A 22,508-nucleotide genomic window follows, 5' to 3' on the forward strand; every position below is an offset into this window, starting at 1 on the left:
ATGCGGCGCTCTGGGCTCGTCCCGTCCAGTCTCCCGCGCGGGAAGCGTGCAGTACAGCAACGGTTTCTGTGGAATAGTGTGAAGCACAACTTCCGATTCCGAGGAGTGCCCGTGCTCGAGATGAAACGGCTGCGCCTGCTGTGGGAGCTCGACTCCCGGGGCACCGTCGCCGCGGTGGCCGAGGCGTTGAACTACAGCCCCTCTGCGATATCGCAGCAGCTGGCGCTGCTCGAGCGTGAAGCCGGCGTGCCGCTGCTGCGCAGGACGGGTCGGACGCTCGAGCTCACGCCGGCCGCTCAAGCGCTAATCGGCGAGACGCACGAACTGCTCGCCGGGCTCGAGCGCGCGGAGGCCGCGCTGCACCGCGCGCACGCGGAGGTCGGCGGCACCGTGCGTGTCGCGGTGTTCCAGACCGCACTGCTCGCGCTCATGCCCCAGGTGCTCAGGCGGCTGCGCGACACGCACCCCAGTTTGCGGGTCGAGATGGTGCAGCACGAACCCGAGGCCGGTCTCGAGGAGACCTGGACCCGCGGCTTCGATCTCGTGATCGCCGAGCAGTACCCGGGGCACGCCGCTCCGCGTTTCCCCGGGCTCGACCGGCAACCGCTGGTGACGGACCGCATTCGCCTGGGGCTGCCGCTGCCGGGCGTCGGCGTCGCCGCGTTCGACGACGTCGAGCGGTTGGCCGATGCCGCCGCACTGCCGTGGGTGCTCGAGCCCGAGGGAGCCGCATCGCGGCACTGGGCGCTGCAGGCCTGTCGCAGCGCCGGCTTCGAGCCCGACGTGCGATACGAGACGGCGGATATGCAGGCCCACGTGCGTCTCATCGAGACCGGAAACGCGGTGGCGCTGCTTCCTGGCCTGCTGCATGCCGGGGCCTCACGAGCCATGCGTCTGGTCGACCTGGCCGACGACCCCGAACGAACGGTGTTCACGGCGGCCCGCGCCTCGGCGCACGGGCACCCTGCGCTCACCGCCGTGCGCGATGCGCTTCGCGAGGAGGCGGTGCTGCTCGAATCGGGGGGAGGGCACTCGCGCACGGCTGCGCCGTGAGGCGTGCGGGAGGGGCATGCGTCGGACGCCCCATCCCGCACCGCCTTCGGAGCTACTTCGTCTTCGGTTGCTGCTGCGTGATGCAGTGGATGCCGCCGCCGCGAGCGAAGAGCGGGCGCGCGTCGAGACCGATCACCTCGCGTCCCGGGTAGGCTTCGCGCAGAATCGCCAGGGCGCGATCATCGGCCGGATCATCGAATGCGCAGGCGAGCACCGCGCCGTTGATGACGACGTGGTTGATGTAGCTGTAGTCGACGTAGCCTTCGCCGTCTTGCAGCGTCTCCGGTGCGGGGAGATCGATGATGTCGAAGCCCGCCGACGTGTCGTCGCGATAGCGATCGGCCACGTCGCGGTTCGTGCGCGCGATGATGTGGTCGGGGTGCGACTCGGCATCCTGTCGGTGCATGAGCAGGAGATCGGGGCTCGTGAATGCGGCGAGAATGTCCGAGTGGCCGCGCGTGCCGAAGGTGTCGTGATCCCGGGTCAGACCTCGGGGGAGCCACAGCGCGCTGGTCGCGCCGATCGTGCGCTCCAGTTCGGCTTCGACCTGCTCCTGCGTCCAACCCGGGTTGCGACCGGGATCGAGCTGCACGGTTTTCGTGATGACCACGCGGCCGGTTCCGTCGACCTGAATGCCGCCGCCCTCGTTCGTCATCTCGGAGTCGATGAGTTCCGCGCCGGCTGCTTCCGCGACGATGCGGCCGATGTGCTGGTCGTGATCCCACTGCGCCCACTCCTGGCCGCCCCAGCCGTTGAAGACGAAGTTCACGGCGCCGAGCCGACCATCGTCTCCGATGACGAAGCTCGGCCCGATGTCGCGCATCCAAGCGTCGTTCAAGGGTGCGACGATGCGCTCGATCTGGGAGGAGAGGTAGCGGGCCGCAACGGCCTCATCGCCCGGGTTCACGACGACCGTCACCGCCTCATGCTCGCTCGCGGCGTTCGCGACGGCCGCCCAGGTCGTGCGGGCCTCTTCGGCTTCGGCCTCGGTGTCTCCGAGGGTGTACCCGCTGGTCGGCCAGGCCAACCAGAGTCGCTCCTGCTCGTGTCCCTCGATCGGCATGCGCCAGGTGGTCATCGATACTCCCTCGTGTGCGAAAAAATGACGTCGCCCCAGTCTAATGGGCACCTGACCAATAACGGGATCAGGGCTGATCGCGTCCCGTCGCCCACAGCGTGCGTGCGTGAGAGACGTGCCGGGCGAGCACGCGCTCGGCGCCGGCGCCATCGCCGGTGGCGAGGAGGTCGATGAGTTCGTGATGCTCTCTGGCGGAGTCGGCCAGCCGCCCCTCGCGCGAGAGCGTGCCGATGCCGTACAGGCGGGTTCTGCGCCGCAGGGAAGTGGCGAGTTCCACGAGTTGGGCATTTCCGGTATAGCTCAGCACGAGCGCGTGGAACTCCCGGTCGAAGCGAAGGTATTCTTCGAGGTCGCCGCGATCCGTCGCCTCCAAGCAGGCGTCGGCGAGACTCCGGAGCTTGGGGAGATCCGCCTCGGGAACGCGGCCGGCGATGAGTCGCATGGCGGGCGGCTCGAGCAGGAGTCGGATCTGCGCGAGGTCGTCGAGGTCGCTCTCACTCATCGTGGTGACGCGGAATCCCTTGTTCTTCAGGGTTTCGACCAGCCCCTCGCGGGCCAGGTCCATCATCGCCTCGCGGACCGGCGTCGCCGAGACGCCGAGGGTGACGCCGAGCGCCGGGGCCGAAACCACTTCGCCCTCTGCGAGGCGGCCGGTGATGATCGCGGTGCGCAACTGCTCCAGCACCGTCTCCCGAAGGCTCAGGGGTCGTTTGAGGGGGACGAGCGACGAATCGCGCTCGTGCTCGGCGTCAGGGGTGGGCATGCGGGCTCCTCGGAGTCCAGAGCGGCGCAGTGCGCACGCCGTTCATACGGTCGGACCCTCATCTTCCCACGAGGGCTCCGGAAGTACCGGTGAGCCGCTACGCCGCCGCTGCTGCTGGGGCGCGCGCACGCGTCGGGCGCGCCCGAGTAATTCATTCATGAATGAATGAATACGTGGAATATTCGCGATTGCTCGAGAAACTTGCAAGTTCATACTTGATGAATAAAACATGTAGGAGTAGGTTCTTGTCACGCGTCTCGGGATGAGATGCGCGATTGCTGTCGACGTACGAAGGAGTACCAGCGACCATGTCAAAGCACCATTCCGTTGTCGAAGAAGATGCGGACGCCGCGCACCTCGCGTCGCTCGGCTACACCTACGACACCACCTTCAAACGGGAGATGAGTTTCTGGGGAAACGTCTCCCTCGGGTTCACCTACCTGTCGCCGATCGCCGGCGTCTACTCGATGTTCGCGATCTCGTTGAGCCAAGCCGGGCCGCCGATGGTCTGGGCGCTCGTCATCGCTCTCGTCGGACAGTTCTTCGTCGCCCTCATCTTCGGCGAAGTCGTCTCCAACTATCCGGTGGCCGGAGGCGTCTACCCCTGGTCCCGGCGACTCTGGGGGCGGAAGTGGGCGTGGATGAACGGCTGGATCTACGTCGTCGCCTTGATCGGCACCATCGCCGCAGTCGCGTACGGCGCGGCTCCGTTCGTCGCCTCGGTATTCGGCGCCACGCTCGATGCCGGCGGCACCGTGCTGGTCGCCCTCGGCACCCTCGTCGTGGCGACGTTCCTGAACTTCTCAGGCACGAAAGTGCTCAGTCTGGCTGCGACCGTCGGCCTCGTCGCCGAGATGCTCGGCGCCGTGGTCATCGGCGGGTACCTGCTGCTGTTCGGGCGTCAGCACGACTGGAGCGTGCTCTTCGACAACCAGGGCATCGGCGACACAGCCCCGGGCGGGTACTTCGGTGCATTCGCGGCGGCCGCACTCATCGGCATGTTCGCCTACTACGGCTTCGAAGCCAATGGAGACGTCGCCGAAGAGGTGAAGAACCCGGGCGTCCGCGTGCCGAAGGCGATGCGCCTCACCCTCTACATCGGGGGATTCGCGGCGAACCTGCTCGCCTTCTCGCTCGTGCTCGCGGTGCCGGACTTCGCCGCCGTGGCATCGGGTGCCGTCGCTGATCCCATCGGCGCGCTGCTGACCGAGGCCTTCGGCCCGATCTTCCCGCTCGTCATGCTCGTCATCGCGATCGCTTTCATCTCGTGCATCACGAGCCTGCAGGCGGCCGCCAGCCGCCTGATCTACTCGATGGCACGCGACCGATTCCTTCCCGCCTCTCGCTTCCTGGCGACGTTCAACGAACGCCGCCACGTGCCGAGCAATGCCCTGATCGCCGCGGCGCTCTTCCCGGCCATCGTGATCGTGCTCTCCCTCCTGCTCGAAGATGCGCTGACCGCAATGGTCGGATTCGGCACCGTCGGCATCTACATCGGCTTCCAGATGGTGGTGTTCGCGGCGCTGCGAGCTCGAGTGCTCGGGTGGAAGCCGGCCGGAAGATTCCGACTCGGCGCTTGGGCGTACCCGGTCAACCTCATCGCGCTCGTCTGGGGCGTCGCCGCCGTCGTGAACATCCTGTGGCCGCGACCGACGGGCGGCGGCTGGGCCGAGGACTACCTCCTCATCCTGACCACGGTCGGCGTCGTCGGGGTCGGCTGGATCTACATGCTGGCCTCGCGCGCGTACCTGCGCGGCGACGCGCCCGCGGGCGACGCGAGCGGACCCATTCGCATCAGCACCGCCGTCTGAGTCCGCGCGAACACCATCATCGGCACACACGGATCCGGGCGCCCGCGAGAGCGGTCGCCCGGATCCGCGGCGAAACGAAGGAATCCGAATGCGCGACTTGCGAGTCGATCCGGGAGCGTTCTCCGAGCTCCACCCGGATCCCGGCCCCGACAGCGCTGCTCCGCGTCCCGACATCAGAATGGTGGTGTCGCTCACGTTCCCCGGCATGGACCGCGCAGCTCATGACCTGCAGGAGTCGTTCACCAGAATCGCGTTCGATGCCGTGCGCGCGGCCGGCGGCGTTCCAGCGCTGGTGGACTCGGCCGCGGAAGAGCTGATCGATGTCGGCGCTGCGCTCGACGGTGCGGACGGGGTCGTGTTCCTCGGCGGCGGCGACGTGGACGTTCGCTGCTACGACTATCCTGGCCCGCCGCCCGCGAACGAGTACGGAGTCGACAGGCGCGCCGATCAGTACTGCGTGAATCTGATTCAGGAGTCGGTGCGTCAGGATCTCCCGGTGCTCGCGATCTGTCGCGGCTCTCAGCTGTTCAACGTCGCGTTCGGTGGAACGCTCATCCCCGACATCCTGGACTTCTCGCCGCATCACGGGGCTGAGGGCTCGCCGCTGTTCGTCGATGAGCCCGTTCGCCTCGATCCTGATTCGAGGATCGCCGGGATTCTCGGGCGCACGGAGATATCGGTGCGCAATGGGCATCATCAGGCCGTCGACCGTGTCGCATCGCAGCTGCGGGTGAGCGCGCGCGCCGTGGACGGCCTGGTCGAGGGCACGGAGCACCGCACGGCGTCTTGGGCGATCGGGGTGCAGTGGCACCCGGAGGAACCGCAGGCGGATGTGGAAGACCGCGCCGCGATCTTCGGCGAGCTGGTTGCTCGCGCGCGCGGCCGCGCGAACGGAGTTCCCCGGGGTCGCGACTCGAGCGGAGCCGCGGCCCCGGACGGGGCGAGGATCTAGGCTGACACCGAAGCGGCCTCGAGCACCTGCGGCAGCCACTCGAGTGCCGCTTCGCTCGGAACCTCCCATGAAGAAGCGTCATGGCGACCGTACGGTCCGACGCGTTCAGCGCCCTGAGCCGTGAAGCGCCGATCCAGGTGCTCGCTGCCCTGCGAGTACGTCTCCTCGTAGAAGAGATCGCCGAGGCCGAACATCGCGTATCGCACGCCCGCGAGTGCCGGCGGATTCTCGTCGAACGCCTGGGCGAACGGAACCGCCGAGTTCGGCAGATCGCCGGAGCCGTGCGTCGAGCACACGACCAGGTAGAAGCGATCAGGCGTGATCTCCGCCGGGTCGGCGTGCTGCAGGTCCTGCACGACGACATCGTCGTGGTCGGTGCGCAGATGGTCGCCGAGGTCTTCCGCGATGAGTTCGGAGTTTCCGGATTCGGTGCCGTAGAGGATGGAGAACTTCACGGGGTGCCTTTCAATCAGGGTTGGTTCGCGGGGGCGGTGCGCCGCGCGATGTCGATCATCTGTTCGTGCGATACGACTTTGCGTCGCACGCGGCCCTCGGGCGCGGTTCGGCGTTCGTGGGCATCGAGTGCGAGCCACTGGGAGAAATCGACGGCCCGCTCGCGAAGCCCGGCATCGAGTGCCTGGTATCCGCCGCTTGCGCGATTGCGAGTGATCCGTGCGCCGTCCGCGAGATCGGCCACGATCTCCTCGGCGACGAGCTTCGCCGAAGAACGATTCTCCGGAATGGCACCGCGTGATCCGCGCTGCGCCCAGCCGGTGCGGTAGAGCGCTGGAGCGATCCGACCGGAGTCGAGGTCCGGTGGCAGCGAAGCGATGATTCCGGCCGCGGTCGTTTCGCTCGCTGCGCCGGGTGCCGCGTGAGGATCGAATCCGATGGCCGTGATGACCGCATTGGCCGGCACCGTCACGTTCTGCCCCGCGAGCGTGTACTCGACCGCGCTCACGTGCTCGTCGCCCAGGATGCGGGACGGCCGAGCTCCGAAGCAGAACGAGACCGCGGGGCCGGGGAATGCGCCCCGTTGGCGCTCGTCGAGGGCAGCGACGGAGGCGAGGCGCGCCGCGCGCGTCCGATCATCCGGCGACTGCGGCGCGGCACTCGTCGTCGTCGCCGAATCGGTCACGGTGTACGTGGCGCGCGGGAGTGCCGCGAGTTCGCGCAGCATCTGCGGGTCGCCCTTGGAATCGGCTGCCGCGGCGCGGCTCAGCACCGTGATCCGTTGCGCGGGCGCGGCGAGGTACTGCTCGAGTGCTGCGTCGTCCACATCGCTGCCGACGAATCCGGAGCGATCTTTGACCAGGAAGCGCACCACGTCGAGTGCGACGTTGCCCGCCCCGATCACGACGACATCGCTGCCGAGGCGGGGAAAGCCCTCGGGATCGACCTTCGGGTGCGCATTGAGCGACCGGATGATCTCTCCGGCCGCGACGACGCCTTGGAGTTGTGCCCCGGGTGCATCGAGCGCACGGTCTCGCTGAAGGCCGGTCGCGAGCACCACGACGTCGTACAGCTCGCGCAGTTCGGCGAGCGTGACGTCGACGTCGACGTCGACGCCGCCGACGAAGTGCACGTCGGGTGACTGGAACAGGCGATCGAACTGTCGCGTGATCGCCTTCGTGTGCTGATGATCGGGGGCTACGCCGTAGCGGATGAGCCCGTACGGCGCTGCGGTGCGGTCGAAGATGGTCAACTCGGCGGTGGGAAGGGCGCGGTGCAGCGCCTGCGCCAGGTAGCACCCGGCTGGCCCACTGCCGATGATCGCGACCTGGGGGCTCGGCTGCGGCGTCATTGCGGCTCCTTTCCACGCTTTCGGGATGGCGAGCTGCGGTGCTCGTCAGAACTGTTCGGCAAGTGTATCTGAAAAAAGATGACGAGAGAATGTTTTACGTCGATCGATGCAGTATGAGCCGAGAGTTTCACGCGGTCGCTTGCGCATTAAAACATTTATAAGTAACTTATTAGCACTCGCTGCGTCGCACGTCAGCGAAGCGAATTCGACGAAGGAGTACGAATGACCGCACAGCTGGAAACCGAGCAGGCGCCCTACCTCGACATCGCCGCTCCCGATTTCGCGATGAACTCGGAAGCGGTTCGCGCGGCTCGAGAGCGCAGCTGGTACGCCCGGACGAACTACGGTTTCGGAGTGCTGCGGTATCAGGAGGTCACCGAGCTGCTGAAGCACCCGAGCCTGAATCAGGGCAGCGCCCAGTGGCCCGATCACCACGGCGTCCACTCCGGGGTGTTCTACGAGTGGTGGGAGAAGAACCTCCTCGTACTCGAGGGCACCGAGCACGACCGGATACGCCGATTGCTCAACCCTGCGTTCTCGCCAGGGGTGGCGCGACGACTCGAACCGGCGTTCGCCGCGATCGCCGAGGAACTCATCTCCGAGATGATCGCGCGAGACGAGCGCGGAGAGCAGGTCGATTTCGTCGCCCACTTCGCCGAGCCGTTCGCCACACGGGCCCTCTGCGCGATGATGGGGCTGCCGCACGAGCACTGGCCCTTCATCGCATCCCGTGCGAACACCGTGGGGTACGCGCTCAGCGTCACCATCAAGGAGGACATCGAGCGCGTCGATGTCGCGGTGCGGGAGCTCTACGACTTCGTCGAGCAACTCATCGAAGAGCGTCGTCGCGATCCCAGCGACGACATGGTGTCGAAACTGCTGCAGGTGAGCCAGGGCGACGGCGACAGCCTCAGTGACGCAGAACTGCGAAACGCGCTGGTCCTGATGCTGTTCGGTGGCATGGACACGACGCGCAACCAGCTCGGGCTCATCTTGCAGACGTTCATGCGAAACCCCGATCAATGGGAGAAGCTCGCCGCACGGCCCAAAGAGCTGACGCGCCCCGCGCTCGAGGAGGCCCTGCGCGTCAATCCGACGACTCGCTGGGTGACGCGGGAGGCCAACGAGGACTTCGAATTCAAGGGCCTGAGCATCGCCGAGGGCACGACGGTGCACCTCTTCACGATGGCGAGCGGCACCGACCCGGAGGCATTCCCCGATCCGGAGATCGATATCGAGGTAAGCGGGCGGAAGCAGCATCACACCTTCGGCGGCGGCGTGCACAAGTGCATCGGTCACTTCATCGCCCGCGCCGACATGAGCGTCGCGCTCCCGATGCTCGCAGAGGCGTTCACCGACGTCTCCTGCCCCGGCGGAGACTCGTGGCTGCCGGATTCCGGAAATCACGGCCCGATCGCTCTGCCGATCACCTTCACCGTGCGATGACACCATCCGCGGTCGCGCTTCACCCTTCCAATGTCGAAAGGACCACCATGACCCACCTGACAGCCGACCGGCTGCATCCCTCCGAACTCGACGAGCCAGTGAGCGCGAGTCGCCAGACCTCCGCGACCTCATGGGAGACCGGCGGTCGGTTCGGCGCTGCGCTGCGCGAACTGCTCGACGACACCAGCGCGTTCGAACGCCATCAGCAGGCGAACCTGCGCCCGGAGGTCGTGGAAGCGCTCGCCGAGCGCATTCGGGCGACGGGCGTCAAGTACATCTACTACATGATTCCGACGCTCGGCAGCCGCACGGTCGCGAAGGTCGTACCCGCGGAGCACTACGAGCGCATGCTGCGCAAGGGCATCGCGTTCCACCGCACGGCGCTCACCGATCTGCAGACGAGTCGCGAGGGCGAGCTCATCGGCGGGGGAGTCTCAGCGCACGAGTTCTGGGCGCTCCCCGAACCGGAGACCTTCCAGGCGCTTCCATGGGACGGCGAGGTGGGACGCATCTTCTGCACCGCCTACGATCCACCGCACCTGGGACCATCGGGCGGGCGGCTCATCCCGCTCGACACGCGCGCGCTCTTCGCCGCGGCGCACCGCGGCTTCACGGAACGCACCGGTCTCGAACTCAGGAGCGGACTCGAACCCGAGATGACCTGGACCGGGCCTGGCCTCGAAGTGGTGTCGAAGGAGGATCAGAGCCCGGCGTACCAGGTGGAGAACCTCGAGAAGATGCGGCCCGTCTACAAGAAGATCATCTCCTACGCGCAGGCGCTCGGATTCACGATGATTCAGGGCGACTACGAAGACGCCGGCCAGATCGAGCTCAACTGGGAGTACGACCGCGCCGAGCTCACCGCAGAACGAATGACGACGTACCGGCAGATCTGCAAGCAGGTCGCACGGGAACTCGGCCTGCAGGCGAGCTTCATGGCGAAGCCGTACAACGGCAAGATGGGCAACGGGTGCCACCACAACCTGAGCTTGTGGCGAGCCGGCGCCGACGGCGAGGAGAACGTGGTGGAGGACGGCCGCGTCGAATTGCACGCGACTGAGACGGCGCGGCGCTCGATCGCGGGCATGCTGCTGCACACGCCGGGTTCGATGCTCGTCATGGGGTCGACCGTGAACTCCTACAAGCGCTACTGGGACGCCGGGCAGTTCGCGCCGTCGGGCGCCGACTGGGGCCTCGACACCCGTGGCGTCGCCATCCGAATCTCCGCGAACGGTCGCATGGAGTACCGCCTCCCGGACGCGAGCGTGAACCCGTACCTCTCGCACCTGTATCTTCTCGCAGCGATCGAGCACGGCATCGAAGCCGGGCTCGAACCGGGCGAGCCCGGAGCGCCGAGCGCCCTGCTGCAGGACGTGGTGGTTCCGAACACCCTGGGAAGCGCGATCGATGCCTTCGAAGCCGACTCCTACCTCATGGGCGCGATGCCGGAAGAACTCACGCGCATCTTCCTGCAGCTGAAGCGGGATGAGTGGGCGCGGTACTGCGGCCAGATCACCCAGTGGGAGTTCGATCAGTACTGGGAGGCGATCCCGTGAGCGCGCGAGTGCTTCGGCTCGCCTGCATCGACGCGGAAGCGCTGCCGCTCTTCGCCAAGAGCCCGGACGGGGTCGAGCGTTCGGGCTACGAACCCGACGTCGCGTCGGCGATCGCCGAGCGGATCGGCGCAAGCGTCGAGTGGGTGATGCTGCCCTGGGAGGAGATGATTCCGGCGGTGCGTCGCGGAGACGCCGACGCCGTGTGGTGCGGCCAAGGGGAGACGGCCGAACGAGCGGCTCTCGTGGACTTCACGCGGCCGTACGCCGTGTTCAACGAGACGCTCCTGGTGCGCGCCGATGATCCCGCTCGTTCCGCCGATGATCTCGGCGGGTACCGCATCGGCGCAATCGCTCACTCGACGAACATGCGCTTGGCTGAGACCTTTGCCGGCGTCGAACTCGTGAGCTTCGGCGCGAGCGATGACGTGTTCGGCGACATGATCGAGGCGACGCGAAGCGGGCGCATCGACGGATTCGTCGATGACGACGTGGTGATGGTGCCCCTCGCGGAAGAGGATCCCGACTTCGTCGAGGCGTTCACCGTGCGCACCGGCAATCGCTGGGGGGTCGGCGTCGCACCCGGAAACGACGCGCTGCGCTCGGAGCTCGATGCGGCCCTCGAGTCGGCGATCGCCGACGGGCAGTTGGAGCGCATCTGGCAGCGGTGGATGCCGTTGCTGCCGTTCCCGCTCAGCAGTGGGGCGGGACGGTGAGGGCGCCGCGCATCGGCGTCACCGGAATGTGGTCGAACCGCATTCACGGCCTGAGGTTCGATGGCAGCGCCGTGTCCACTGCCGTGCTTCGCTCGGTGGTGCGGGCCGGAGGGGAGCCGATGATGCTGTTCGCCGAGAGTGCGCTGTCGGCGGAGGAACGACTCGAGGGGTTGGACGGCCTGCTCGTTCCGGGCGGCGCCGACGTCGATCCTGCCCGGTACGGCTGCGTATCTGACCCCGCGACGGTGCCCGCCGATTTCGCCGCGCAGGATCAGTTCGAAGCTGACATGATGGCTGCGGCGATGCGAAGCGGGGTGCCGGTGCTCGCGATCTGCCGGGGATTCCAGCTGCTGAACGTCGAGTACGGCGGATCGCTGGTGCAGGATCTCCCCATCGAGAGCCGGCACCGCAACGCCGCGCATCCCGTCGCGATCGCGCCGGAATCATCGCTCGCGGAGGTGCTCGGAATGACGACCATCTCAGTGTCGTCCTACCACCATCAAGCGATCGATCGGCTGGGCAGGGGTCTTCGTGCGGTGGGGAGCGCCGAGGACGGCATCGTCGAAGCGGTCGAAGTGCCGGGTGCTGACCTCATCGCGGTGCAGTGGCACCCCGAAGACACCGCTGCGGGCGACGCGCAGCAGCAGGCGCTCTTCGATTGGCTGATCCGTCGAGCCGCATTGCACGCGATTCCTCATGAGGGTTCCACCGCGTCGAGCGGGAGAGCGGCATGACGCCGAGGACGACGATGAGCCAGTCCGCCCCAGTGTCGTCGGCCGAGAGCACGAGCCAGGGGCGCATCCTCGTCATTCAGCACCAGTCGAACGCGGGGTTGGGAGCGATCGCGAGCTCATTCGAGTCGGCAGCAGCGCGAGTCGACGTCCGGAGTGCCGAGAATCCGGGCGCCATACCGGAGACCCTCGCCGGATTCGACGGCCTGGTGGTGCTCGGAGGCTCGATGGGGCCCGAGGACGACGCCGTGGCCCCGTGGCTCTCCCGCGTGCGCGAGCTGCTGCGCGAGGGCGTCGCCTCTGGCGTGCCCACCCTCGGCATCTGCCTCGGAGCGCAGCTGCTGGCCGTCGCGCACGGCGGTCGAATCACCCCGATGGCGCACGGGCCGGAGATCGGGCTGGACACCGTCACGTTCGCGGGACGCGGCGCGACGCCCGGCGAGGAGGACCCGCTGTTCGGGCCCTTCGCCGGTGCCTCCGTGCCGGTCGTGCAGTGGCATTACCTCGCGGTCGCGGCACTCCCGAGCGCCGCGAGACGCTTGGCCTCGAGTGATCGCTGCCCGAATCAGGTCTTCGCGCTCGGCGGAGCTGCCTGGGGCGTGCAGTTTCACCCCGAGGCCTCGTCGGTGTCGGCCGCCGACTGGGTCATCGAAGACGCCGAGAACCTCGAACAGCTCGCGCTCGATGCCGCATCGATCGTGTCGAAGGTCACCGCCGCCGAGCCAGAGCTGCAGCGCGTGTGGGGCGGAGTCGCCGGGCGATTCGCCGGGATCGTGGACGCCCGGGTGCGCGCACAGCGGACCGGATGAGGTGCGGTGCTGCGATCGCGTCAGGCGGACGGAACGACGATGCGAAGGCCCGCGCCCGATGGACCGACGGCGACGCTGCGGAACCCATCGAGCTCGGGCGCTACGTAATCGCCTGACACGAACCGGGAAGACGTGCCGAAGAGCACGGTGCCGCGCGCGCCGATGAGTGCGATCTCCGCAGGCGCGCGAAGCAGCTCGGGGAGCAGCGCGGCTTCGAGATCTGCGACCTGGAGGTCGTTGCCGACGGCTCCGATGCGAGTGCCGTCGATCTCTGCGGGAACGGTGATCGTCACCACGTACGCCTCGATGCCGAGGTAGTCGATGTACGGCCCGACGATCGCCGTCTCGCCGTCGACGAATGCGCGAGTGAACCACTCGTGGTGCGAGTAGTCGTAATACCGATCGGCACCGGGGACGACGCCGAACGAGTACCGGGCGAAGCGCGATTCCTCCTCGCGCACCCACCACTCCAGATCCCCGATCTCTGTGCCCAATGCGGACTGCGCGATGATGAGTCCGCACCCGTCGACCGCTTCGTCTTCGGCGAGGTATCGGACGGCGACCGATTTGAGTCGTTTCCGGGCCGCCTCGGTGATCTCGATGTGGCCGTCAGCATCGAGTGCCGTTACGTCGATCAACTGCGTCGCGAGTCGGGCCAGTCGATCGAAGCGCCGTGAGAACCAGGCATCGACCCGCTGAATCACCTCGTCGACGATTTCTGTCTCGGGCATCACCGCGGGCCCGCCTCCTGATTCGCCCCGCTCGGCTCGTTCGCCGCTGCAAGGCGATTGAGCGCGATCTTTCCGTCGATGATCAGCTTCATGTTGCCGCGCACATGAGCCACGGCGAGTTCTCGCGCTCGGTCCGGTGCGCGCTGTTCGATCGCCATCACGATGTCGAGGTGCTCGGTGAACGCGCCCTGCGCGGACGCTCGACAGATCTGCCCGCACCAGAGGAACGGGGAGAGCTCCGACTGCAGTCTCTGCTCAGAGGTGAGCAGGCGCTGCGACTGGCTGAGCACGGCGACCTCGAAATGGAACCGACTGTCAGCGTGCGACCGGTCGCGCACGGTCCGCGCCTCCCGCGCCAGAAACGCGAATTCGGCGAGGCGCGTCCGCGAATCCGGCGACGTGCGCTCAGCAGCAAGATACGCGGCCATGCCCGAGACTGCGGCGTGCTCGTCGAAGAAGTCGCGAAGCGCCGTCGTGCTCGTACGGATGAGCGACGCGGTCAGTGTTTCAGGCGAGGGAAACGGGGATTGCACGACGAACGTGCCGCCATTCCGCCCGCGCCGCGTCTCGACGATGCCCTCGGCGCGCAGCTCGGCGAGCGCCTTCCGGAGCGTCGCGACGGCGATGCCGAACTGCCCGGCGAGATCGGCCTCGGGGGGCAGCCGCTCTCCGACGCTGAGCATGCCGACGGAGATCGCGGACGCGATCTTCTGCGCGATACCGCTGATCTGGGGGCTCACCGAGCCGCCGGTCGCACTCGGCGAGTCCCCGATCAGCGATTGGTGCACTGGAACTCCTAGGCGTCGCCGTCGAAGCGCAGCGCGCGGGAGATGAGCTCCTCCTGCTCCACCGCGTGCACCTTGGCCGAGCCCGTCGAGGGCGCTGCCGACGCCGCACGCGAAACCACGCGGATGCGGTCGTTCGCGAGCTTCTTGGAGAGCTCGAGCGAGATGAACGGCCACGCGCCCTGGTTCTCGGGCTCGTCCTGCACCCAGACGATCTCGGCGCCCTGGTACTGCGCGAGCACGCGACCCAGCTGCGTCGCCGGAATCGGGTAGAACTGCTCGACGCGAACCACCGCGACGCGCGGGTCGGGGCGCTTTTCGAGAGCGGATCGCAGGTCGTAATAGACCTTGCCGGACACGAGGAGCACGCGCTCCACGCTCGTGGGCTCGGTGATCGCCGGGTCGTCGATCACTGGCTGGAACGAGCCCTCGGTGAAGTCCTCCACCTTCGACGTCGCTCCGCGCAGGCGCAGCATCGACTTCGGCGTGAACACGATGAGCGGTTTGCGCGGACGGGCGTACGCCTGTCGCCGGAGCAGATGGAAGTAGTTCGCCGGCGTCGACGGGCGGGCGACGATCATGTTGTCTTCAGCGCACAGCTGCAGGTACCGCTCGATGCGCGCGGAGGAGTGGTCGGGTCCCTGACCCTCGTAGCCGTGGGGGAGCAGCATCACGACGGAGGACTGCTGGCCCCACTTCTGCTCGGCAGCGGCGATGTACTCGTCGATCACGGCCTGCGCGGTGTTCGCGAAGTCTCCGAACTGCGCTTCCCAGAGTACGAGCGCATCCTCTCGCTGCAGCGAGTACCCGTACTCGTAGGCCAGCGCGGCGTACTCGGAGAGCAGCGAGTCGTAGATCCAGAACCGCGCCTGCTCCTCGGACAGGTTGAGCAGCGGAATCCACTCCTGTCCGTTCGCGCGATCGTGGAACACCGCGTGCCGCTGGGCGAAGGTGCCGCGCCGCGCATCCTGACCGGCGAAGCGCACCGCAGTGCCCTCCATGAGGAGCGAGCCGAGCGCCAGCAGCTCTCCGAAGCCCCAGTCGATGCCGCCCTCCCGGCTCATCTCCAGACGCTTGTTGAGGAGCTGCTGCAGCTTCTGATGCACGATGAAGCCTTCTGGCTTGTTGGCGTGCGCATCGCCGATCCGCTCGATGACCGTGCGATCCACCGCGGTTTCGAGCTGCTGCTCGGAGCGGCCGCCGGATTCCGAGACCTCCGCGATGCCGCTCGTGTCCATGACCGGGATCGATCCGGTCTGAGCGGCATGGGTCTCCTGGAACGCCCGTTCGAGCCGATCCTGGAAATCCTGCTTCGCCTTGTCGTACTCTTCCTCGGTGATGTCACCGCGTCCGACGAGGGCGCTCGTGTACAGGCGGCGCGTCGAGCGCTTCGCCTCGATGAGGTCGGTCATGAGCGGCTGGGTCATCGAGGGGTCGTCGCCCTCGTTGTGGCCGCGACGGCGGTAGCACACGAGGTCGATGACGACGTCGATGTGGAAGCGCTGACGGAACTCGTAGGCGAGTTTCGCGACGCGCACGACCGATTCCGGGTCGTCCCCGTTCACGTGGAAGATCGGCGCCTGCACGACCTTGCCGATATCCGAGGAGTAGGCCGTCGAACGGGAATCGAGTGGGAGCGTCGTGAAACCGACCTGATTGTTGATGATGATGTGAATGGTGCCGCCCGTGCGGTAGCCGCGCAGCTGCGACATCTGCATCGTCTCGTACACGATTCCCTGGCCGGCCATCGCCGCGTCGCCGTGGATCAGGATCGGCAGGGTGGTGAAGGAGCCGATCGGCTTCAAGTCCTGCTTCGCGCGGACGATGCCCTCGAGTACGCCGTCGACCGTTTCGAGGTGCGACGGATTCGCCGCAAGATGGATCGGCACCTGCGTGCCGTTGGGGGCGGTGAAGACGCCGGAAGTGCCGAGGTGGTACTTGACATCGCCCGAACCGGCCTTCTGCGCCTGCGCCCCCTCGAACTCGCGGAAGATCTGTCCGTACGTCTTGCCCGCGATGTTGGAGAGCACGTTCAGACGGCCGCGGTGCGCCATCCCGACGTCGACGCTGTCGACGCCGTCCTCCGCCGCATCGATGAGCATCGCGTCGAGCAGCGGAATGACGGTCTCGCCGCCCTCCAGGCTGAAGCGCTTCTGTCCGACGTACTTCGTCTGCAGGAAGGTCTCGAAGGCCTCGGCCTCGTTGAGCTTCTCGAGGATGCGCATCTGCTCGTCGTGGCTCGGCTTCGCGTAGGGCACTTCGAGCTGATCGCGCAACCACAGCCGCTGCGCGGGATCCTGAATGTGCATGTACTCGATGCCGATCTTGCGGCAGTACGAGTCGCGCAGCACGCCGAGGATGTCGCGCAGCGGCATGGTGCGCTTGCCGCCGATGCCTCCGGTGGCGAACTCGCGGTCGAGATCCCAGAAGGTCAGTCCGTGGGACTCGATCTCGAGGTCGGGGTGGGTGCGCTGCACGTACTCGAGCGGATCCACATCGGCCATGAGGTGGCCGCGCACGCGGAAGGAGTTGATGAGCTCCTGCACGCGCGCCGACTTGTCGACCGCGCCGACGATGTCGACATGGATGTCGGAGGCCCACTGCACCGGCTTGTACGGGATGCGCAGTGCGGCGAAGATCTCTTCGTAGAAGTTGTGCTTGCCGATCAGGCGCTCGTGCACGAGCTTCAGGAACTGGCCGGAACCGGCGCCCTGGATGACCCGATGGTCGTAGGTGCTCGTGAGCGTGATGGTCTTGGAGATGCCGAGCCGGTTCAGCGTCTCCTGCGACGCGCCCTGGAACTCAGCGGGGTACTCGAGGGCGCCGGCGCCGATGATGCTGCCCTGGCCCTGCATGAGGCGGGGGACGGAGTGCACCGTGCCGATGCCGCCGGGATTGGTGAGCGAGATCGTGGTGCCCTGGAAGTCCCCGGCCGCGAGCTTGTTGTCGCGGGCTCGCTTCACGAGGTCCTCGTAGGCGGAGAGGAATTCGTTGAAGTTGAGCGATTCGGCTCGCTTCACCGACGGGACCAGCAGCGAGCGGGTGCCGTCGGGCTTCGGCACGTCGATCGCGATGCCGAGCCCGATGTGCGCTGGCGTGACGATCGAGGGCTTGCCGTCCACCTCCGCGTAGCTGACGTTCTGGCTCGGGAACTCCTTCAGCGTCTGGATCAGGGCCCAGCCGATGAGGTGGGTGAACGACACCTTGCCGCCGCGACTGCGGCGCAGGTGGTTGTTGATGACGATGCGGTTGTCGATCAGCAGCTTCGCGGGGATCGTGCGCACGCTCGTCGCCGTCGGCACCGCCAGGCTCTGGTCCATGTTCTTGGAGAGCGTTCGCGCCATGCCCTTGAGCGGGGTCACCTGATCGGCTTCGGGCGCCTCCTGCTCGGCGTTCGTGTTGCGCGCCGTGCTCGGGGCGTCGGCCGGGATCGGAGCGACGCGCGGCGCCGCTTTCGTCGTCCTCGCGGGTTGCGTCGGAGTGGTGATCGGGCTCGTCGCGGGGGCCGCACCGCCGGAGGGAGCCGGCGTCGTCGCCTCACCCGCCTGACCGGCGCCGTACTTCTCGAGAACGGGCCACCATGACCGGTCTACCGAGTTCTTGTCGACTTGGAACTGCTTCCAGAGTTCGTCCACCAGCCACGCATTCGCGCCGAAATCTCCTGCGGGACCAGCTTGATTGGTGGTCTCCGTGCGCTCCGCCAAAGCGACTTCCTCTCGTTCGTGCAATGCCTGCAAGATTGATGTAGTCGGAGGTAATGGCTCCTGAGCCGTACCGGCAACAAGCCTACGCCCATCTCGGCGCCGGTGCCCGAATACTCTCAGCGCAGATTCCGGGTTCTGGTGGTAATCTCGGAGGGCTATGGACGTTGACTCTCGAAGACCTTCCGACCCTCCGAGTACCGGCCGCGCTGAGGCGCGGCAGATCGTCTTCTCCCGGAGTCGTGGATGAACGACTGGCTCCTCCTGCTCATCGGCGTCGTGCTGACGCTCGGGACGGGTGTTTTCGTGGCGTCCGAGTTCTCGCTCGTGGCACTCGACCGGCACGACTTGGAGCGCCGTCGCGGCGCCGGGGAGCGCGGGCTCGACCGCGTGATCCGAGGTCTCTCTCGCACGTCGACGCATCTCTCGAGCGCCCAGCTGGGCATCACGCTGACGACGCTGCTCGCGGGGTACACGCTGGAACCGGCGCTGAGCACCTTCCTCGGCGGCCCGCTCGCCGCGGTCGGGGTGCCCGAGGATCTGCGACGCGCCATCAGCGCTCCGATCGCGGTGGCCATCGCCACGGTGTTCTCGATGATCGTGGGCGAGCTCGTGCCGAAGAACTTCGCGATCTCCAACCCGCTGGCCACCGCTCGGCTCGTGATGCCGGCCCAGGCCGCGTTCACGACCACGTTGAAGCCAGCGGTGATGGTGCTGAACGGGAGCGCGAACGGTATTCTGCGCACGCTCGGCATCGAACCGCAGGAGGAGCTGTCGGGCGCCCGGTCCGCGCAGGAGCTCTCGTCACTCGTCCGTCACTCGGCGAGCGCCGGACTGCTGGAGGCCGATACCGCGACCCTGCTCGATCGCACCCTGCGCTTCTCGGAGCTCTCCGCTGGCGACGTGATGACACCGCGCCTGAAAGTCGAGAGTCTGCAGCGACTCGAACCCGCGAAGGCCGTGCTCGAGTTGTCGGGTCGCACCGGCTTCTCCCGCTTCCCGGTGATCGATGAGGATCGCGACGACATCGTCGGTGTCGTGCACGTGAAGCAGGCGGTCGCCGTGCCCCGAGCGAAGCGCGAGGACGTCCCGGTGGCGGCGCTCATGGAGGATGCGGTGCGCGTGCCCGAGACGATGCACCTCGACCAGTTGCTCGAGGAATTGCGGGCGAGCGGGTTCCAGCTCGCGATCGTCGCCGACGAGTACGGCGGGACGGCGGGTATCGTCACCCTGGAAGACCTGGTCGAGGAGATCGTCGGCGAGGTCGCCGACGAGCACGACCGGGCGGCCGCCGGCGTGGTGGGAACTGCTGAGCAGATGAGTTTCCCCGCCGATCTGCGCCCGGACGAGGTTCGCGAGCAGACGGGAGTCGAGATCCCGGAAGACGACGCCTACGACACCGCGGCCGGGTACGTGCTGCACGAGCTCGGTCGCATTCCCGAGGCCGGCGACGCCGTCGAACTGCCCGATGGCGGTACGCTGCGCGTGATGCGCATGGACGGTCGGCGCATCGCCCGTCTGCAGTACACGAGCGCGCCAGCGGCGCCATCGGCGGCCGAGGGGGAGAGCGCATGAGCGACTGGGTCGGAATCCTGTGGTTGGTGGTGCTGCTCGCCGCCAACGCGTTCTTCGTCGGCGCCGAGTTCGCCGTGATCTCTGCTCGGCGGTCGCAGATCGAGCCGCGCGCGGAGGCAGGGTCGAAGCGCGCGCAGACAGCGCTCTACGCCATGGAGCATGCGACGCTCATGCTCGCGACGAGTCAGCTGGGCATCACCGTGTGCTCCTTGCTGATCCTGAACGTCTCCGAGCCGGCGATCCACCACCTGCTCGAGGGGCCGCTGCATTGGACGGGCATTCCCGAGCAGGCGGTGACCATCGCGGCGTTCGTGCTCACGCTCGTCGGGGTCTCGTATCTGCACGTGGTGTTCGGCGAGATGGTCCCGAAGAACGCCGCGTTCTCCATGCCGGATCGCGCCGTGCTGCTCCTCGCGCCGCCGCTCGTCGCGATCTCGCGCCTGCTCCGGCACATCATCGCGGCGCTCAACGCCGTCGCGAACGGCGTGCTGCGTCTCTTCGGCGTGGAGCCCAAGTCGGAGACGAACAGCACGTTCACGCTGGAAGAAGTGGCGAGCATCGTGAGCCACTCGACGCGCGAGGGCGTGCTGGAAGACCGCAGCGGTGCGCTCACCGCCGCCTTCGAGTTCACGACGAAGCGAGCGGAGGACCTGCTCGTCGCATCCGACCGCCTCGTCGTGCTCCCTGAGGGGTCGACGCCGGAGGACGTGGAGGCCGCGGTCGCCCGGCACGGCTTCTCCAGGTATCCCATCGCCGACGCGAGCGGCGAGCTCGTCGGCTACGTGCACATCAAGGACCTGGTGCGACTGGGCGAGGATCGCATTGCGCAGCCGATCCCGGCGAAGCGCATTCGCGAGATGGAATCGGTGCATGCGAAGACGGAACTCGAGGATGTGCTCGCCCGGCTCCAGGGCAGGGGCATTCATCTCGCTCGCATTCACGACGACGCGGGATCCGTCCTCGGGGTCGTCTTCCTCGAAGACGTCATCGAAGAGCTCGTCGGCGAGATCCACGACGCGACTCGCCGACAGCGTTTCGCCTGAGGCGGGCGGGCGTCCACGGCGCGTGCCGAAGCGACGCGCGGCGCGGCGCTATTGCGCCGTGAGTACGAGGTGCGCCGAGATCTCGTCGAACGGGAGCCCGGCCGTCGAGACGAGCAGATTGTCGGGGATGGCGAAGGTCACGTCGAACTGCGCCTGATCCTCGCCGAGCTCGGTCGGCTTGAGCTCGACGCTCGTGTTGGGCTGCGTGAGGCCCCCGACCGAGAGAGTGCCGACGGACGTCACGGTCTCTTCGATGTCGTCGCGTACGAGCATCGTCGGCCGGGTCTGCACGAAGGAGGCCTCAGGCATGTCGTCGATGACCACCTGGAGGTCGGCCGACATGATCATGCCGTCGCGCACGACCATGGTGCCCGTGGACGAGATGCGCTCGCCGAGCGCTTCGTGGAGCGAGGAGGCGCCGAGGGGCGCGATGAGGTTGATCTCGGTGACGTCGTACGTGCGATCCACCGGAACCGTCATGAGGTTCGAATCCGGGGCGGCGCGGAGCTCGGCGGCGCTCGCGTCGCTCTCCACCGCCGGGGCGCAGCCCGCGAGGCAGAGCGGGATCACGGCGGTGACGGATGCGACCACACCCAGAGCGCGCCAAGAAGAACGCGCGTGCACGATAGTCAAGCTGATGCTCCTCTTCCGGTGACGCAGAGACTCGGGCGGACGCGCCGGTCAGGTTATGGGGAGAGACTACGGCGCAAAGGTGGGAGGCCCCCGAGTGGCTGCTGCGAGGCCGTTCAGGCAGCGAGCAGTCGTCGGAGTTGAGCGCCGACGCGCGCGAACTCGATCAGAAACGCGTCGTGGCCGAACGGCGAATCGATGCGCGTTGCGCGCGACCCGTCGAGACTGCCTGGCGTGTGCCGCGCGATCTCATCCTGGCCTTCGAGCGTGAAGAGCCGATCGCTCGGGATGCCGAGCACGAGCGTCGGCACGTCGATCGTGGAGAGTGCGGCGCGCACGCCGCCGCGGCCGCGGCCGACGTCGTGCGAGTTCATCGCCTGCACGAGCGTGACGTAGCTGTTCGCGTCGAACCGTCGAGTGAACTTGTTGCCGTGGAAGTCGAGGTACGACTCGACGGCGAAGCGACCGCCGCCGCCGAGCGGACTCACCGCGGATTGCCACGCGCGACCGAACCGTTCGTCGAGCTCGGTATTGCTCCGGTAGTTGAGCAGGGCGAGCCTGCGCGCGGTGGCGAGGCCGTGGTGGGGTCCGACCCCGTCGGGGGCGTCGTAGTAGTTGCCGCCGCGGTAGAACGGGTCTGAGCGGATGGCTTCGAGCTGCACGAGATTGAGGCCGATCTGGTCGGCGGTGGTCACCGGGGGAGCGGCGATGACCGCGATCCGCGCCGCGCGATCCGGGTGCGAGATGCCCCACTCGAGGGCGTGCATTCCGCCCATGGAGCCCCCGATGACCGCTTCGAACCGCTCGATGCCGAGGGCGTCGGCGAAACGGCCGGCAGCGGTGACCTGATCGCGGATGGTGAGGTAGGGGAACCTCCCGCCCCACTCCAGGCCCGACGGGTCGAGGGAGCCGGGCCCGGTCGATCCCTGACACCCTCCGAGCACGTTGGGGGCGATGATGCAGAAGCGATCGGTGTCGAGGGGTTTGCCCGGGCCGACGATCTCAGACCACCAGCCGTCGGTCGGGTGCCCGGCCGCGGCGGGGCCCACGAGATGGCTGTCGCCCGTCAGGGCGTGAAAGACGAGGATCGCGTTGTCGCGCCGCTCATTGAGCGCGCCGAACGTCTCGTATGCGATGCGCACGTGGGGAATGACACTGCCGGCTTCGGTCTCGAGTTCTCCGACCGACACGAATGAGCGCTCGCCGACGGCATCGCCGTCCCGCCATCCGCCCGAGATCGGCGGCCGCCCCATCAGCGCGCGCAGTTGCGCATCGGTGATGAAATCGGTCGGGAACGAGTCCTCGGGAGTCTGCCAGTCCATGAGCA

At 67.4% G+C, this 22,508-nt stretch carries 19 protein-coding genes; 10 read left to right on the forward strand and 9 right to left on the reverse strand.

Annotated features, from left to right (window positions below; genetic code table 11):
• Positions 1 to 111: 111 nt before the first annotated feature.
• On the forward strand, positions 112 to 1,053 hold the full coding sequence (locus WFH23_RS01810; RefSeq protein ID WP_336661391.1) for a LysR family transcriptional regulator: 942 nt from the start codon (positions 112 to 114) through the stop codon (positions 1,051 to 1,053).
• Between the two features lie 52 nt (positions 1,054 to 1,105).
• On the opposite strand, the gene WFH23_RS01815 is transcribed toward WFH23_RS01810, so the two are convergent.
• Both WFH23_RS01815 and WFH23_RS01820 read right to left on the reverse strand, forming a co-directional pair.
• Complete coding sequence (locus tag WFH23_RS01815; protein ID WP_336661392.1) at positions 1,106 to 2,131, reverse strand: agmatine deiminase family protein; 1,026 nt, start codon at positions 2,129 to 2,131, stop codon at positions 1,106 to 1,108.
• A gap of 67 nt (positions 2,132 to 2,198) precedes the next feature.
• Positions 2,199 to 2,894, reverse strand: coding sequence for a GntR family transcriptional regulator (locus WFH23_RS01820; protein WP_090147577.1), 696 nt, complete (start codon positions 2,892 to 2,894; stop codon positions 2,199 to 2,201).
• A 308-nt stretch (positions 2,895 to 3,202) separates the two neighbouring features.
• Between WFH23_RS01820 and WFH23_RS01825 the strand changes: the two genes are divergently transcribed.
• Together WFH23_RS01825 and WFH23_RS01830 are read left to right on the forward strand one after the other, a co-directional pair.
• Positions 3,203 to 4,705, forward strand: coding sequence for an APC family permease (locus WFH23_RS01825; RefSeq protein WP_336661393.1), 1,503 nt, complete (start codon positions 3,203 to 3,205; stop codon positions 4,703 to 4,705).
• An 88-nt stretch (positions 4,706 to 4,793) separates the two neighbouring features.
• Complete coding sequence (locus WFH23_RS01830; RefSeq protein WP_336661394.1) at positions 4,794 to 5,657, forward strand: gamma-glutamyl-gamma-aminobutyrate hydrolase family protein; 864 nt, start codon at positions 4,794 to 4,796, stop codon at positions 5,655 to 5,657.
• On the opposite strand, the gene WFH23_RS01835 is transcribed toward WFH23_RS01830, so the two are convergent.
• Together WFH23_RS01835 and WFH23_RS01840 are read right to left on the reverse strand one after the other, a co-directional pair.
• Positions 5,654 to 6,112: a flavodoxin domain-containing protein gene (locus WFH23_RS01835; RefSeq protein WP_336661395.1), complete on the reverse strand. Its 459-nt coding sequence runs from the start codon at positions 6,110 to 6,112 to the stop codon at positions 5,654 to 5,656. The two genes, WFH23_RS01830 and WFH23_RS01835, sit on opposite strands and share 4 nt — an antisense overlap.
• 14 nt (positions 6,113 to 6,126) lie before the next feature.
• Positions 6,127 to 7,461 (reverse strand): FAD-dependent oxidoreductase, encoded by a 1,335-nt coding sequence (locus WFH23_RS01840; protein WP_336661396.1) that lies wholly within the window; start codon positions 7,459 to 7,461, stop codon positions 6,127 to 6,129.
• 222 nt (positions 7,462 to 7,683) lie between these two features.
• Here WFH23_RS01840 and WFH23_RS01845 point away from each other — a divergent pair, with 222 nt between their 5' ends.
• Genes WFH23_RS01845 through WFH23_RS01865 form a run of 5 tightly spaced genes read left to right on the forward strand, consistent with a single transcriptional unit; the run spans position 7,684 to position 12,716 of the window.
• Positions 7,684 to 8,907, forward strand: a complete 1,224-nt coding sequence (locus WFH23_RS01845; RefSeq protein ID WP_336661397.1) for a cytochrome P450 — start codon at positions 7,684 to 7,686, stop codon at positions 8,905 to 8,907.
• 47 nt (positions 8,908 to 8,954) lie between these two features.
• On the forward strand, positions 8,955 to 10,463 hold the full coding sequence (locus WFH23_RS01850) for a glutamine synthetase family protein (RefSeq protein WP_090147592.1): 1,509 nt from the start codon (positions 8,955 to 8,957) through the stop codon (positions 10,461 to 10,463).
• The gene (locus tag WFH23_RS01855) at positions 10,460 to 11,176 is read left to right on the forward strand and encodes a substrate-binding periplasmic protein (protein ID WP_336661398.1); all 717 of its coding nucleotides are present in this window, start codon (positions 10,460 to 10,462) and stop codon (positions 11,174 to 11,176) included. Before WFH23_RS01850 ends, WFH23_RS01855 begins: the two co-directional genes overlap by 4 nt.
• Positions 11,173 to 11,910, forward strand: a complete 738-nt coding sequence (locus tag WFH23_RS01860) for a gamma-glutamyl-gamma-aminobutyrate hydrolase family protein (protein ID WP_336661399.1) — start codon at positions 11,173 to 11,175, stop codon at positions 11,908 to 11,910. Before WFH23_RS01855 ends, WFH23_RS01860 begins: the two co-directional genes overlap by 4 nt.
• A 14-nt stretch (positions 11,911 to 11,924) precedes the next feature.
• Positions 11,925 to 12,716 (forward strand): type 1 glutamine amidotransferase, encoded by a 792-nt coding sequence (locus tag WFH23_RS01865; RefSeq protein ID WP_336661400.1) that lies wholly within the window; start codon positions 11,925 to 11,927, stop codon positions 12,714 to 12,716.
• A 20-nt stretch (positions 12,717 to 12,736) separates the two neighbouring features.
• Here the strand turns inward: WFH23_RS01865 and WFH23_RS01870 are convergent, their stop codons facing one another.
• From WFH23_RS01870 to WFH23_RS01880, 3 genes are read right to left on the reverse strand one after another with little or no spacing between them, the layout of a single operon-like run.
• Complete coding sequence (locus WFH23_RS01870; protein ID WP_336661401.1) at positions 12,737 to 13,447, reverse strand: cache domain-containing protein; 711 nt, start codon at positions 13,445 to 13,447, stop codon at positions 12,737 to 12,739.
• Positions 13,447 to 14,235 carry a FadR/GntR family transcriptional regulator gene (locus WFH23_RS01875; protein ID WP_336661402.1) on the reverse strand — a complete coding sequence of 263 codons (789 nt, stop codon included), beginning with the start codon at positions 14,233 to 14,235 and terminating at the stop codon, positions 13,447 to 13,449. Before WFH23_RS01875 ends, WFH23_RS01870 begins: the two co-directional genes overlap by 1 nt.
• Before the next feature lie 8 nt (positions 14,236 to 14,243).
• Complete coding sequence (locus WFH23_RS01880) at positions 14,244 to 17,936, reverse strand: multifunctional oxoglutarate decarboxylase/oxoglutarate dehydrogenase thiamine pyrophosphate-binding subunit/dihydrolipoyllysine-residue succinyltransferase subunit (protein WP_336661403.1); 3,693 nt, start codon at positions 17,934 to 17,936, stop codon at positions 14,244 to 14,246.
• Between the two features lie 243 nt (positions 17,937 to 18,179).
• On the opposite strand from WFH23_RS01880, the gene WFH23_RS01885 reads away from it, so the two are divergent.
• Positions 18,180 to 19,508, forward strand: coding sequence for a hemolysin family protein (locus WFH23_RS01885; RefSeq protein WP_090147601.1), 1,329 nt, complete (start codon positions 18,180 to 18,182; stop codon positions 19,506 to 19,508).
• Positions 19,505 to 20,551, forward strand: a complete 1,047-nt coding sequence (locus tag WFH23_RS01890; RefSeq protein WP_090147604.1) for a hemolysin family protein — start codon at positions 19,505 to 19,507, stop codon at positions 20,549 to 20,551. The genes WFH23_RS01885 and WFH23_RS01890 overlap by 4 nt, the downstream gene beginning before the upstream one ends.
• Before the next feature lie 48 nt (positions 20,552 to 20,599).
• On the opposite strand, the gene WFH23_RS01895 is transcribed toward WFH23_RS01890, so the two are convergent.
• Both WFH23_RS01895 and metX read right to left on the reverse strand, forming a co-directional pair.
• Complete coding sequence (locus tag WFH23_RS01895) at positions 20,600 to 21,184, reverse strand: hypothetical protein (protein WP_141653214.1); 585 nt, start codon at positions 21,182 to 21,184, stop codon at positions 20,600 to 20,602.
• 113 nt (positions 21,185 to 21,297) lie between these two features.
• Positions 21,298 to 22,503 carry a homoserine O-acetyltransferase MetX gene (metX, locus tag WFH23_RS01900; RefSeq protein ID WP_336661404.1) on the reverse strand — a complete coding sequence of 402 codons (1,206 nt, stop codon included), beginning with the start codon at positions 22,501 to 22,503 and terminating at the stop codon, positions 21,298 to 21,300.
• Between the last annotated feature and the right edge of the window lie 5 nt (positions 22,504 to 22,508).

The sequence above is a fragment of the Leucobacter sp. USHLN154 genome (assembly GCF_037145595.1).
GTDB lineage: Bacteria > Actinomycetota > Actinomycetes > Actinomycetales > Microbacteriaceae > Leucobacter > Leucobacter alluvii.